This window comes from Bacteroides sp. 3_1_13 (assembly GCF_001185845.1).
In the GTDB taxonomy this organism is placed as follows: domain Bacteria; phylum Bacteroidota; class Bacteroidia; order Bacteroidales; family Bacteroidaceae; genus Bacteroides; species Bacteroides xylanisolvens.
The window spans coordinates 1,610,679-1,623,919 of record NZ_KQ236956.1; the positions used below are offsets into that span (position 1 = coordinate 1,610,679).

The 13,241-nt window shown below is 41.6% G+C and carries 16 protein-coding genes; 3 read left to right on the forward strand and 13 right to left on the reverse strand.

Going from position 1 to position 13,241, the window contains the following annotated elements; genetic code table 11:
* Positions 1 to 12 precede the first annotated feature (12 nt).
* The 12 genes from def to HMPREF9009_RS19080 all read right to left on the reverse strand — a co-directional run bounded on the left by def (position 13) and on the right by HMPREF9009_RS19080 (position 11,848).
* Positions 13 to 567, reverse strand: coding sequence for a peptide deformylase (gene def / locus HMPREF9009_RS19025; protein WP_004313245.1), 555 nt, complete (start codon positions 565 to 567; stop codon positions 13 to 15).
* A gap of 43 nt (positions 568 to 610) precedes the next feature.
* A complete protein-coding gene (gene ruvX / locus HMPREF9009_RS19030; RefSeq protein ID WP_008021987.1) occupies positions 611 to 1,027 on the reverse strand; it encodes a Holliday junction resolvase RuvX in 417 nt (138 codons plus the stop codon).
* A gap of 74 nt (positions 1,028 to 1,101) precedes the next feature.
* Positions 1,102 to 2,241: an OmpA family protein gene (locus HMPREF9009_RS19035; RefSeq protein WP_004313243.1), complete on the reverse strand. Its 1,140-nt coding sequence runs from the start codon at positions 2,239 to 2,241 to the stop codon at positions 1,102 to 1,104.
* 316 nt (positions 2,242 to 2,557) lie between these two features.
* Positions 2,558 to 3,526, reverse strand: a complete 969-nt coding sequence (locus HMPREF9009_RS19040; protein ID WP_008021985.1) for a PCMD domain-containing protein — start codon at positions 3,524 to 3,526, stop codon at positions 2,558 to 2,560.
* A 25-nt stretch (positions 3,527 to 3,551) separates the two neighbouring features.
* Positions 3,552 to 4,658: a sulfotransferase family protein gene (locus HMPREF9009_RS19045; RefSeq protein ID WP_004313241.1), complete on the reverse strand. Its 1,107-nt coding sequence runs from the start codon at positions 4,656 to 4,658 to the stop codon at positions 3,552 to 3,554.
* An 83-nt stretch (positions 4,659 to 4,741) separates the two neighbouring features.
* Positions 4,742 to 6,202 (reverse strand): sulfate adenylyltransferase subunit CysN, encoded by a 1,461-nt coding sequence (gene cysN, locus HMPREF9009_RS19050; RefSeq protein WP_049702999.1) that lies wholly within the window; start codon positions 6,200 to 6,202, stop codon positions 4,742 to 4,744.
* A gap of 12 nt (positions 6,203 to 6,214) precedes the next feature.
* Positions 6,215 to 7,126, reverse strand: coding sequence for a sulfate adenylyltransferase subunit CysD (cysD, locus tag HMPREF9009_RS19055; RefSeq protein WP_181981116.1), 912 nt, complete (start codon positions 7,124 to 7,126; stop codon positions 6,215 to 6,217).
* Positions 7,127 to 7,202: 76 nt separating this feature from the next.
* Complete coding sequence (cysC, locus tag HMPREF9009_RS19060) at positions 7,203 to 7,811, reverse strand: adenylyl-sulfate kinase (RefSeq protein ID WP_015531641.1); 609 nt, start codon at positions 7,809 to 7,811, stop codon at positions 7,203 to 7,205.
* A 15-nt stretch (positions 7,812 to 7,826) separates the two neighbouring features.
* Complete coding sequence (locus HMPREF9009_RS19065; protein ID WP_049703000.1) at positions 7,827 to 9,380, reverse strand: SLC13 family permease; 1,554 nt, start codon at positions 9,378 to 9,380, stop codon at positions 7,827 to 7,829.
* Between the two features lie 11 nt (positions 9,381 to 9,391).
* A complete protein-coding gene (cysQ, locus tag HMPREF9009_RS19070) occupies positions 9,392 to 10,216 on the reverse strand; it encodes a 3'(2'),5'-bisphosphate nucleotidase CysQ (protein ID WP_008644080.1) in 825 nt (274 codons plus the stop codon).
* Positions 10,217 to 10,467: 251 nt separating this feature from the next.
* Positions 10,468 to 10,962 carry an SPOR domain-containing protein gene (locus HMPREF9009_RS19075; protein WP_004311445.1) on the reverse strand — a complete coding sequence of 165 codons (495 nt, stop codon included), beginning with the start codon at positions 10,960 to 10,962 and terminating at the stop codon, positions 10,468 to 10,470.
* A 115-nt stretch (positions 10,963 to 11,077) separates the two neighbouring features.
* Positions 11,078 to 11,848 (reverse strand): SDR family oxidoreductase, encoded by a 771-nt coding sequence (locus HMPREF9009_RS19080; RefSeq protein ID WP_004307255.1) that lies wholly within the window; start codon positions 11,846 to 11,848, stop codon positions 11,078 to 11,080.
* A gap of 200 nt (positions 11,849 to 12,048) precedes the next feature.
* Between HMPREF9009_RS19080 and HMPREF9009_RS19085 the strand changes: the two genes are divergently transcribed.
* The 3 genes from HMPREF9009_RS19085 to HMPREF9009_RS19095 are packed head-to-tail and all read left to right on the forward strand — an operon-like array spanning position 12,049 to position 12,914.
* Positions 12,049 to 12,258: a YtxH domain-containing protein gene (locus tag HMPREF9009_RS19085; RefSeq protein ID WP_004297513.1), complete on the forward strand. Its 210-nt coding sequence runs from the start codon at positions 12,049 to 12,051 to the stop codon at positions 12,256 to 12,258.
* A gap of 32 nt (positions 12,259 to 12,290) precedes the next feature.
* Complete coding sequence (locus HMPREF9009_RS19090) at positions 12,291 to 12,653, forward strand: phage holin family protein (protein WP_004297511.1); 363 nt, start codon at positions 12,291 to 12,293, stop codon at positions 12,651 to 12,653.
* Positions 12,654 to 12,656: 3 nt separating this feature from the next.
* Positions 12,657 to 12,914, forward strand: a complete 258-nt coding sequence (locus HMPREF9009_RS19095; protein ID WP_004297510.1) for a hypothetical protein — start codon at positions 12,657 to 12,659, stop codon at positions 12,912 to 12,914.
* A gap of 7 nt (positions 12,915 to 12,921) precedes the next feature.
* On the opposite strand, the gene HMPREF9009_RS19100 is transcribed toward HMPREF9009_RS19095, so the two are convergent.
* Positions 12,922 to 13,194, reverse strand: coding sequence for a HepT-like ribonuclease domain-containing protein (locus HMPREF9009_RS19100; protein ID WP_224262792.1), 273 nt, complete (start codon positions 13,192 to 13,194; stop codon positions 12,922 to 12,924).
* Positions 13,195 to 13,241 lie beyond the last annotated feature (47 nt).

The following is a 13,241-nucleotide window of genomic DNA, read 5'->3' on the forward strand; positions in this document are numbered from 1 at the left end:
CGTTTTTTATCTTTATTTCACCTGTTTCATCTTATATGAACTGCGCGCTTTCCCCTTCAACATCGTATTCAGCTTTCCTTTAATCATCTGCTTACGAAGCGGTGAGATATGGTCGATAAACATCTTACCATCCAAATGATCGAATTCATGCTGCATCACCCGAGCCAGATAACCCTCCACCTCTTCTTCATGCTCCACAAAATTCTCGTCCATATATTTCACGCGAATTTTATCACCTCTTTTCACTGTTTCATGAATACCGGGAAGACTGAGACAGCCCTCTTCCATGTTCACTTCTTCGCCCCCGACTTCCAGAATGTGGGGATTAATATAAGCCTTATTGAAGTCTTTAAATTCAGGATACTCCTCCGAAAGCGGATCCAACGTAATAGTAACCACGCGAATAGGCAAACCAATCTGCGGAGCAGCCAGTCCTACGCCATCGGCGTGTACCATTGTTTCAAACATGTTTTCAATCAACTCTTTCAGGTTCGGATAATCCGGTGTTATATCCTCTGCAACCTTTCTCAATACAGGCTGACCATATACATAAATAGGTAAAATCATATTTTTATACTCTACTAAAAATTAAGTTATTCAATATCTTCTATTAAAAACGTTTACTCTCCAAATATGTTTGCAAAATAATAGTAGCACTTATCTCATCCACCAATGCTTTATTTTGGCGGTCCTTTTTCTTCAGACCGGCCTCCAACATGGTACGATGCGCAAGAACAGAAGTGAACCGTTCGTCCACATATTCGACCGGAAGGTCCGGATAGCGCTTCTTAAGCGAACGAACAAAAGGTTCTATATTCTTCATATTCTCCGAAACCTCATTATTCATTTGCTTTGGCAATCCAATAATAATCCGCTCCACCGGTTCTTTAGCCATATATTCACCGATAAAGTTCAGAAGTTCATGCGTAGGCACTGTTGTCAATCCGTTTGCGATCAGCTGCATAGTATCGCTCACAGCTATCCCAGTACGCTTTCTTCCATAATCTATTGCTACTATTCTGCTCATGGGGTACAAAAATACAAAAAAGACGCTTCCTGTGAAAGGAAACGTCTCTTTTATTCTATTATTTAAAATGTATATTATTCTTCAACAATAGCTACACGGCTTAACTTAGCATCATCATAGAACATGTTGCCTACGCCACCCTTGTAATCAACTTTCAACTGAGAAGCAGGAACACCGAATTCATTAACCATCAGGTCACGAACTGCTTCAGCTCTCTTCTTACTCAATTTCATGTTATATTCAGCAGAACCAGTACCTTTATCAGCATAACCTGTTACAGTAAATACTTTATCAGTTGCTTTGATACCTTTAGCCATAGCTTCGATATTCATATACTCTCTCTTGCTGATGTTGCTCTTTCCGATATTAAATACAACAACATAACGTGGAATGAAACCAGCTTCTTTCTTAACGATCACTTCCGGTTTTTTGTTACGTGCTTCAACCAAGTCACGTTTCAAAGATTCGTTTTCACCCTTCAGAGCGTTTACTCTGTCTCTCATGTCGTTCAACTGACTTTCCGGAACCATCGGTACAGTAGGAACAGCATCCCAACCACGTTTCTTGAACTTGTAAGTAACACCTACAGTCAGACCAGCCAATCCTTCAGGACCTGAGTTACCAAATGCGCCTTTCATCAAAAGTCCACGCAATTCAACGTTAAGATCCAAAGCTGAAGAGAGACGGAAGCGGTTGATCAAACCGGCATTGATACCCAGTTCATCATAACCCGGACCTTTACCTGTGTGTACGAATCCAGCACCTACATAAGGAATGAATGAGTACAGACGATCTTCTTTATAACCACAGAACATATTGGTAAGGTTCAACAATACGTCTCCGTGAAGGTTAACAACATTCCATTTTTCTTTGTAGTAACCATTAGAGTACTGTCCTCCGTCTACAAGCGGACCGTTAGCATAAGGAGTAGCACCTTTAGCCTGAAGACCGTTGTAAGCCACGCGTAATCCGATACCTGGAGTAAACCACTTACCTACAGCAATGTCAAGTGCCGGAGCAAGACGTTTTCCGAAGTCGGCTTTACCATCATTGTCGCCAAAATACATTTGTGCGCCAACGCCACCACTAATAAACCAGTTAGCACCAAAGCGGTTAGTTTCCACTCTATAACTCTTTGCTGCATTTTCTTTTTCTTGTGCAGGCAAACATACAGATGCTGCTGCCAATAAAATAAACAATAAACCCTTTTTCATCTCAATTTATTTTAGTAAATAATATATTTCAATTGTCTTACAGGATAGATACACAACCCAAATGTTCTACACCTGACTAAGAGACAATAAACGTCATTCTTCTTTCTAAATTTAGTGCAAATATAGATATTTAATATAACACAAACAAAAAAACACGTAAATTTTCATTCATTCATAGATTTTTATAGAGCGATAAAAGTCTTAGATAACTCCAGAAGGCATCTGAAAGGGTTTGTGACAAAAGAATTAAAACAAAAAAAATAGTCAATGATAAATAATATCACTGACTATTTTTCTTCTTTGTCTATATACTTTGTTAATATACCAGTTTTACATTGTCAACCCATAATGTATTTCCCGGAGAACCGATATAAGCTCCTCCATGACTGGATGTGAATTGAATATACATATGAGTCGGAACATCATTTTCATCTCCCCAGGCCACTTCGTGGATAGGCACGCTTTCACCCTTGCTGTTCACCGTATAACTTTCGGTTGCTTGCAGACGCATCATGTGCGCCTTGTATTCCGGACGATTCGTTATATCACCATACATAATCTCATAAGTTACATTATTTTTCCAGTCCGTAGAGTGATAATAATAAGTCACCATTGTCCCTATCCGTTTCGCATACACATTTCCATTGGCATCTTCCCAACGTTTTTGCAGCAACAGGATAGCTGCCGGATAATCTTTTCCGGGCACATCCGTAATCTTACTGAAACCGGTAGCACGAATACGATTCTCCCGGTCAGACATCTTCACCTTGTAATCAAACTGAAGAGCAACCGGTTTTTTTGTAAACGGAATACCCGTCTGCAACATTTTCTGCGGATTTTTAGTGCCCTTAATCGGCTCATGCACCGAACCGGTAAAGATAGAACCTGCCGCCAACACTGTAATATTAACCAATCCTAGCACTTTCACACTTTCCATGCGTGTATCCAAACGGGCACAGTATCCATCTCCCCGCTTCTCCGGAAAGACCGAAGTATTAGTTTTCGTAATACCGGCCACTTTCGCCATCACATTCGAAGTAGCCCAAGGCGATCCGCCCATATTCTTATAAACCTGATCTCCCTTGATCACCGACGTCGGCCCTATCGCATATACATTCTTAGTATTCCCGCCAATAATGCTCGACTCCTTTATCTGACGGTCCACCCATTGATCCATGTCCCCGAAAGGAACTACCTCAACTTTATGTTGCGCCATCAAAGACAAGGAAGAAATAAATGCAACGAAACCTGTCATCAACAGGCGATGAATGCTTTTCTGAATCATCAATACTTTTCCTTTCTTTTTCTTCTTATAATTTATAATCCCATTGTTTCAAAGCAAAATCCCAGTTCTTTTCTACCAATTGAATCGTACGGTCGTCATATTTATATTTATTCTTCTTATATCCCTTCTTTCCGCCCACGTATTTTTCTATATCGCTACGTGCTTCAGCAAATCCGGGGATAGAAAGAGACTTATAAATAGTTTCCGTCATACCCATCGCATCCGCTTCGAAATCTTCAAATTTCACTTCCATCAGGTTACCTTCCGGAATAAACTTCTTATCCGATTCATACTTATGATAAAGCTTTGCATAGATAGAAAGGATATTTTCCTCCAATTGTTCATTGCTAACATCCTGCAACTTCAACGGTTGAATCGTATTTGTAAAGAAACTGCGTGTAGATTCGAATACAGTATACGGGTTACGCACCAGGTAGATAAACTTAGCATTCGGGAACATTTTCACCAATTCCTTCACCCTTCCGGTATGCGGAGGGTTCTTACTAAGAAATTGAGTACCGTGAGTATTCCACAAAGAAATCTTAATCAATTTAGTGAACACCTCTTCAAACACCTTCAATTCGGCATCCGTTATGTCATCAAACAAAAGATATTTATCAGCGTACTCCTGCTGATACTTCGGCAGAAACCAGAAATTATAATAGGTATAAGGCATCATGTTCGACAAAGCAAACTCCTCTTCCTGGGGAAGATCCACTGCCAGTTCCATATTATCTGTCGGACGCTTATCCGGCATCAGCCAACTCATATTCTTTTTGAAGAAAGGTTGTCCCCACATCATCAGATGAGGAAATACAGTCTGATAAGTAGTATTATACCCAAAATGCTTATCACAAGAGAATACATTATGTACAAACGTAGTTCCGCTTCGCCAGTGTCCCAGGATAAATACCGGGTCATGCTCCAACGGCTGATTAGCGAGCAGTTTCTCGTAACGCTTGTCCTGCAATGACGCCAATGGAGAAAGCAAGCGACACACAGCCTTGGTCAATCGATATTTCCCCTTGTAGGCTGCATCAATTTCACGACCGGCAGTAATAGCCTTGAATGTCTTCCAGTCGGCACCTACCAATGTATTAATCGGAAGTTTATTAAATTCGAGTAATCCCACTTTATTAATTAAAAATTAAAAATCGAAAATTAGAAATGACAGTAAAGCCATCATTTCCAACTTCCAAATTATTGTTTAACAATCTATTTTATTAGTCGTACGGCCAAGCCCTGGCGTTCCAACTCCTTCACTGCTTTTTCTACCGCTTCATAATGCTCCGGAGCAATTCCCAGCTTCGTCATATCCAATACCGGCACATCTTCCGTGTCACTCATATCTTTCATTTCCACCCGGTCAATAATCATACCTACCGCAGAAGTATTATTGGTGATCGGATCGATCAAGATAAAGGAACCGCACGATTTATTTTTCTTATAAGGATCAAAGAACAGCTCTTTAGCCGTAGTCAATACCACGCGGGCAATCTGATTCAATTGCAAAGGCAAAGTCTCTTTGGTCAACTGGCCATTCTCCAGAGACAGATGTTCCATTGTATTCACATCCACCTTGTACTTTATTGTATCGATGCGCGTACGGCTCAAATTGGTAGTCTGTTTAATAAAGAACGATTTATTAATATCCATCGGTTCTTCATCCATCCAAACCATCATCGCTTCAAAATTACGATCCACAGTCGGCAGATTGTCAGGATGCACCAACATTTCACCACGTGACACGTCAATTTCATCTTCCAGCGTCAAAGTCACAGACTGCGGTGGGAAGGCATAATCCAACTCTCCGTCATAAGTCACGATGCTCTTCACCTTAGAAGTTTTTCCGGAAGGAAGTGCCATCACTGTATCGCCTTTGCGAACAATCCCCGATGCCACTTTACCGCAGAATCCTCTGAAGTCCAAATTCGGACGAAGCACATATTGAACCGGGAAACGGAAATCCGTAAAGTTGTGGTCATTGTCGATATGAACCGTTTCAAGGAAATCGAGCAAAGAAATCCCCTTGTACCACGGAGTACGTTCAGACTTATCCACCACATTATCCCCATCCAATGCAGAAAGAGGAATACAGTTTACGTCCGGAATACCCAACGGAGTAACAAACTTCTTATAGTCAGCCACAATCTCATTAAAACGCTCTTCCGAGAAGTCCACCAAGTCCATCTTGTTGACAGCCAATACCACATGCTTGATCCCCAGCAAAGACACCAGAAAAGTGTGACGACGAGTCTGGGTAATCACTCCCGTGCGGGCATCCACCAAAATGATAGCCAGGTTAGCCGTAGATCCGCCGGTAATCATGTTACGGGTGTACTGTTCGTGTCCCGGAGTATCCGCGATGATAAACTTACGGCCATTAGTAGAAAAATAGCGATAAGCCACATCAATTGTAATTCCCTGTTCACGTTCAGCCTTCAAACCATCCAGCAATAACGCATAGTCAATATGCTCACCTGCATTTCCTACACGTTTACTATCACGTTCCAGTGCATCCAGTTGATCCTCATACAATTTCTTACTGTCAAACAACAAGCGTCCGATCAATGTTGATTTTCCGTCATCCACCGAACCCGCAGTCAACAGTCTCAATAAGTCTTTCTGTTCATCCTTATCCAGAAAAGCTTTTATATCTAATTTATTATCTGCCATTACTAGTTACAATTAAAAGTATCCTTCACGTTTCTTTTGTTCCATACTACCCTCCTGGTCAAAGTCAATCACACGGGTAGTACGTTCACTCTTGGTGGTAGTCATCATTTCTTCCACAATCTCTTCGATTGTAGCAGCTCCGCTTTCCACTGCCCCAGTCAGAGGCCAGCAGCCCAACGTACGGAAACGCACCATCTTCATTTCAATCTGATCCCGGTACTTTTCAGGCAAACGCTCATCATCTGCCATAATAATATTACCATCCAAATTAATCACCGGACGTTCCTTAGCATAATAAAGCGGAACAATCGGAATATTCTCCAGACGAATATACTGCCAGATATCCAACTCTGTCCAGTTACTAATCGGGAATACACGGATACTCTCCCCCTTGTGCACACGGGCATTATAAATATCCCACAATTCAGGACGCTGATTTTTCGGGTCCCATTGATGAAATTTATCCCGGAAAGAGAAAATACGTTCCTTCGCGCGTGACTTTTCCTCATCGCGGCGGGCCCCACCAAATGCAGCATCAAACTTATATTTATCCAGCGCATGAAGCAATGCCTGCGTCTTCATCAAGTCTGTATGCACTTTACTTCCATGCGTAAAAGGTCCTACCCCTGCATGAAAAGCCTCCATATTACTTTCCACGATCAGATTCCATCCGTACTTCTTCGCATATTCATCACGGAACTGAATCATCTCCTTGAATTTCCATTTCGAGTCGATGTGCATCAATGGGAATGGCACTTTACCCGGATAAAACGCTTTTTCAGCCAAGCGTACCATCACCGAAGAATCCTTTCCGATACTGTAAAGCATCACCGGATTCTCAAATTCCGCCGCCACCTCGCGGATGATATGAATAGACTCGGCTTCGAGTTCCTTCAAGTGGCTTAATTTATATTCTTCCATTATTTTTAAAATTATGAATTACGAATTATGAATTTGCTGATAACCGCATACTAATTCTTCATCCCTAATTCCTCATTCTTCATTTTATACTCTTCACTTTTGGCAAAACAAGCTCCAACAAACGGTTCACCGATTCCTCCAAAGTCAATTTGGAAGTATCCAGTGACAAAGCCGGATGTTCCGGAACCTCGAATGGTGCGGAAATTCCTGTAAAATTCTGAATCTCCCCTTTCCGTGCCTTCGCATATAAGCCTTTCACATCACGTTTCTCACACTCCTCCAACGGAGTGCTAACGAAAACCTCCAGAAAATCATCCTTACCGATAATATTCGCAGCCATTTCGCGAATATCATTATTAGGGCTGATAAATGCAGCAATCGTAATGATGCCACTATCCAGAAACAGCTTAGACACTTCAGCTATACGACGAATATTTTCCACCCGGTCCGTTTCGGAGAATCCCAGGTTATTATTAATTCCACTACGGATATTATCCCCATCCAAGATACGGCAAAGCAATCCGCGCTTATGGAGTTCACGTTCCAATGCAATAGCAATCGTGCTCTTTCCGGAGCCGCTCAATCCGGTAAACCAGATCATCACACTGTGTTGCCCTAAAAGTTCTTCTTTATCCTGCCGCGTCATCATGCGGTCAAATATCGGATATATATGGTTCTTTTCTTCCATTTACAGATTTATTTATTAAAAGTTCCAGATCAATGGGATCAGGATAATAGATATTAAGAAAGTTATAATATTAAGCGGCAAACCGATACGTACAAAATCCGTAAACTTATAGTTACCGATACCTTGCACAATCAGATTCGTTTGATAACCGATAGGCGTTGAGAAGCTGGCAGATGCAGCCATACAAATCACCACAAAGAAGGGCGTCGGACTTACTCCCAATTGTGAAGCAATCGACAATGCCAGCGGGAAAGCCAAAGCCGCTGCCGCATTATTAGTAATCAATTCCGTAAACAAGTTCGTGATAATAAATACCATTGCAAGCAACACATGCGGGCCGTAATCATCACTCAATCCGATAATAAACTTCGCAACGCTATCCGCCACGCCGGAGTTCACCATCGCCTTACTGATAGCAAAGGCACAGGCAATCGTAATCAGAATATCCCACGAAATATATTTAGTATATTTACGGGCAGGGAACAGATTCGTCCATGCCATAATAATAGTAGTAATAGACACAAAGAAAAACATATCCAACTTGATATCCGGAAACATCTCCTTCGTTACCGGAAGCTCCCCTACCGTTGCACCCACAATCATCAGCACCAGCAACAACAAAGCAAACCAACGCTTCTTCTTCCCGGTAGTATCCGGCTCATTCCCATTCGTCAACAAGACAAACACAGAAGATTCCCCCCATGTCGGAATAAACGTATCATCCGCCATCACCACCAATGTATCCCCTTCGTGAAGTACCACTTCCTCCAGATTCGACACAAAACGTTGTCCGTTACGTGTTTTAATCTCTTTTACCTCCGCACCGTAATGACGCTGGAAATTAAAATCCTTCAGTTTTTTATTGATACCGGGAAAACGGGCACCCAAAACAGCCTCTACCCGATGCAACTTCTCCCCTTCTTCTACTTCTTCATCCGGCACAGCCGTATCCGGACGTGCATCCGGCAAAAGACGTTTGGAGAAAAGAAATATATAAATGATTCCGGCAATAGCTATAAAAATACCCACCTTTCCGAGCTCGAACATAGAAAAGCCTTCAAATCCGGCCTCCAATATCATACCGTGCACCACCAGATTGGTAGAAGTACCGATCAAGGTACAGATACCTCCTAAAATAGTCACATAAGAAAGAGGAATCAGAAACTTCGTAGCCGGAAGATTCACCGACTTAGCCCAATGCTTGATAATCGGGGCAAAAATAACCACAACAGGCGTATTATTCAGAAAGGCAGAAATAAATGCCACCGAAGGTAATATACGCAACTGTGCCTTAAATACTGTCGTCTTTCCTTGCGGAAGCAACTTCTTAATCACTTGTCCCAATGTGCCCGACTGACGAATACCCTCACTCACCAGAAACAGCAGAGCAACGGTAATCATCCCTTTATTACTAAACCCTTCCAACATCTCCTTAGGAGTCAGAATGCCGGCACACAGAAACAAAACCACTACCGAAAAAAGTATCATGCCCGGACGCATCTTATCTGCTATCAAAGCCGCTACCATTCCTAATAGGGATAATAGTACAAATACAATTTCAAATGTCATATAAACATTATTTAGTGTTCTCTTTTTGGCTCAACGATAAACCACGGATTCAATAAATCCTCCTTATTATATCGTAGAGGTTCTTCCTTTCCAGCCTGATATACTTCCATCCCTGCAGCACGGGCTATCGCATGCCCGGCAGCCGTATCCCACTCCATCGTCGGAGCGAAACGCGGATATACATCAGCCTTACCTTCAGCAACCAGACAGATTTTAATTGAACTTCCGCTCGAAATCAACTCCACACTGCCGTGTTTCTTCTTCAAATCTGCAATATATGATTCCGTTTCAGGCGACAGGTGCGAACGGGAAGCAACCACGATCAGATGATCGTGCACCTCTTTCAAAGGTATCTGTTCCGACTTCCCAATCAGTTGTTCCAATGCCACGCCGTCATCTTCCAAACTGACAATACCGGAACATTTATAAGCCCCTACACCTTCGATCCCGAAATAAAGTTCTTTTTTAACAGGCACATAAATAACACCGAATACAGGTACAGAGTTCTGCACCAAAGCGATATTTACCGTAAATTCTCCATTGCGCTTAATAAACTCCTTCGTTCCATCCAGCGGATCTACAATCCATAAAGTATCCCATCCTCGACGGATCTCATACCCTAAATGCTTCCCTTCTTCACTAAGAACAGGAAAAGGAGTATCGTTCAGAATAGCCACAATCGCTTCATGCGCTTTTCTGTCTGCTATAGTTAGCGGAGAGTTGTCAGCTTTCCTCTCTATTTCAAAGTCCGATGCCGGATCATTATAAATAGAAAGAATCTTTCCACCTGCTTTTAGAGCCGCGTCGATAGCAGCCATTACATATTTTTGTTCCATTCAATCTCTAAATTAATGCCCTATTCACATTCAGGCAAAACATCCTCCAAATTAAGAGTTGACAAAAGTAAAAACTTTCTTTGCTATAAAAGTTTCCCCACTATGATTTATAACTTCTTTTAGTAGAAAGATAAAAATATCTAAACGAAAAAGCCACTCATTTTCAATAAAAAAGCAGTAACTTCCCAGTTACCGCCTTCTTATTCGGAAAAAAACGTTCGTTCTTTCCAATATATATTACCAAAAAGAAATCAATATACACGATACAGCAACCAAGCACCCTGGAAATCCGAACGGTTCGGGTATTTAGCCTTGAATGCATCGCGAGCTTCAGCAGCAGCAGTCTTGTCAGCAAAAGAGTTCACAATCACACGATACATTGCCTTATCAGCATTAAATGCAATCGTAGAGTGATATCCCTGTCCGTCCAACCAATCTTTCAGGCCTTCAGCATTCGCTTTCACACCAAAGCTACCTGCTACAACGCTATAATCTTTCAATCCTTCGTTACCGGAAACCACTGTAACCTTTTCCTGACGAACGCCGGATGTATCTGCCACTTTAGTAGTTGTCACAGGAGCTGCAACCACCGGAGTAACCTCTACCGGAGCTTCCACCTGCGGTTCTGCCAATTCTTGCTGTTTTGCTTTTTCGTAAGCTTTCTTATAGGCACTTTCGCTGGATTTACAAGATGCAAATGCTAGCACCAAGCATACTCCCATTCCTAATACGACTAATTTTTTCATAATCCTATACTCTGTTTTAATTAATAATTCAATATTCTCGTCTATTATATTTAGTTTCGGGCAACAAAATAATAGAAATTTTATCATCCGGCAAAGAAATCCGTCAAAAAAACGTCTATTCCGGCTTCTTCTTATACGAAATAGTGCCTGTTGCCTGATAAGTAGGCATCAAAAGTACCTCCGCAATCTGAATATGTGCAGGAGCCGACGCGGCAAAATAAACCGTTTCTGCAATGTCATCTCCCGTCAACGGACGAATCCCTTTATAAAAATTATCGGCAGCTTCCTTATCTCCCCGATAACGCACCACTGTAAAGTTTGTCTCCACCATTCCCGGTTTGACATTCGTCACTCTCAATGGAGTATCCACCAGATCAATCCGGAGTCCGTCCGAAAGAGCCTTCACGGCAGCTTTCGTTGCGCAATACACACTTCCGCCCGGATAAGCGGCATCCCCCGCAATAGATCCTATATTAATAATATGTCCGCGTCCGCGTTCCACCATACCGGGCACCACCAAACGCGTCATAGCCAACAGTCCCCTTATATTCGTATCGATCATGATATCCCATTCATCCAGGCTACCCTCGAATTCCTTATCCACACCGATCACCAGTCCGGCGTTGTTCACCAACACATCAATCGCCTTCCATTCTTCGGGTAATGATTCCAAAGAGGCGGCAGCCAATTTCCGGTCGCGCACATCAAAAGGCAATATATAAACCCGGACACCATACGCCCCTTCCAGTTCAGCTTTCAGTTCTTCCAGTTTCGATACGGTACGGGCATTCAGAATCAGATTCCATCCCTCCCTCGCAAATTTACGGGCACAACCCTCACCAATTCCGCTACTGGCGCCGGTTATAAAAACAATCTTAGCTTCCATTATGTTTTGATTTACAATATTCGAAAACAAAAGTACGCCTTAACCTTCAAAGGTTAGCTACGAAAGTCAGTTAAATAAGATTAAACCATAAAAGAAAAAAAGAATTATAAAACGTAGCAAAAAAATTCAGTTTTCACGAACAACCTTTTCATAAAAATGTTATATTTGTTGTATCATAATCATTTTAAACATTATACATTATGAAAGGATTGAATGTTTTAGCAGCTTTTCTGGGTGGTGCAGCCGTAGGCGCAGCCCTTGGTATTTTATTTGCTCCTGAAAAAGGAGAAGACACCCGTCACAAAATCGCAGAGATTCTTCGTAAAAAGGGAATCAAGCTGAATCGCAGCGAAATGGAAACTCTCGTTGATGAGATCGCTGCCGAGATGAAGGGAGAAATAGCAGAATAAGTGAGTAACCAAAGACTAAAAACAGAGCGACCATGTTTGCAGACGATAAAAGTATTGAGAATTTTCAGCAGTTGTTTTTCGAGTTCAAGAAATATCTGGAGCTTCAAAAAGAATATACCAAATTAGAATTGACGGAGAAGTTAACCATACTTTTTTCCACGTTAATTATGATATTAGTACTTATTATCCTTGGCATGGTTGCCCTGTTTTATCTGCTTTTTGCTCTTGCTTATATATTGGAGCCTTTAGTGGGCGGTCTGATGTCGAGTTTCGCCATCATAGCAGGCATCAATGTTGTTCTCATCGCCCTGGTTATTATTTTCCGCAAGCAGCTCATCATTTCTCCGATGGTGAACTTCCTCGCTAATTTATTTTTAACTGATTCAAATAAATAAATTATGAATGCGCAGACCCCGCAGAAATTTACATTAGAAGAGATTGCCGAACGTAAAAAGAAGCTTTTAAATGAGATCCATGCTCAAAAAAAAGCCATGACAGCTACTACACGCGAAATATTTGCCCCACTTGCTCCGGCAACCAACAAGGCGGATGCACTCATGCGTTCGTTCAATACCGGTATGGCTGTATTTGATGGCGTAGTGATGGGAATCAAGATTATGCGGAAGATACGGGCGTATTTTAGAAATTTGAGATAAAAACCATTTAGTCAATCGCTTGATTGGATATTTTCAAATCGTCTATGATTTGTTGTAACACATCTTTTAACTTCGGCAAATCATGTTTTATCACGTCATAAACAATTTCAGCATCTAAATCAAAATAATGATGTGCGATTATATCCCTCATTCCCATTACACCTTTCCAATCCATCTCTGGATAGAAAGATAATAACTTTTTATCTGTTAATTTATCAACACCTTTCACTCCTTCACCGATGGCTATTAATAACATACAAGTACTCTCTAGTCTTTCCATTCCGGATGGAGTCAAAAATAAAAAGAAGGGGAAGTAATAGTTTCCGA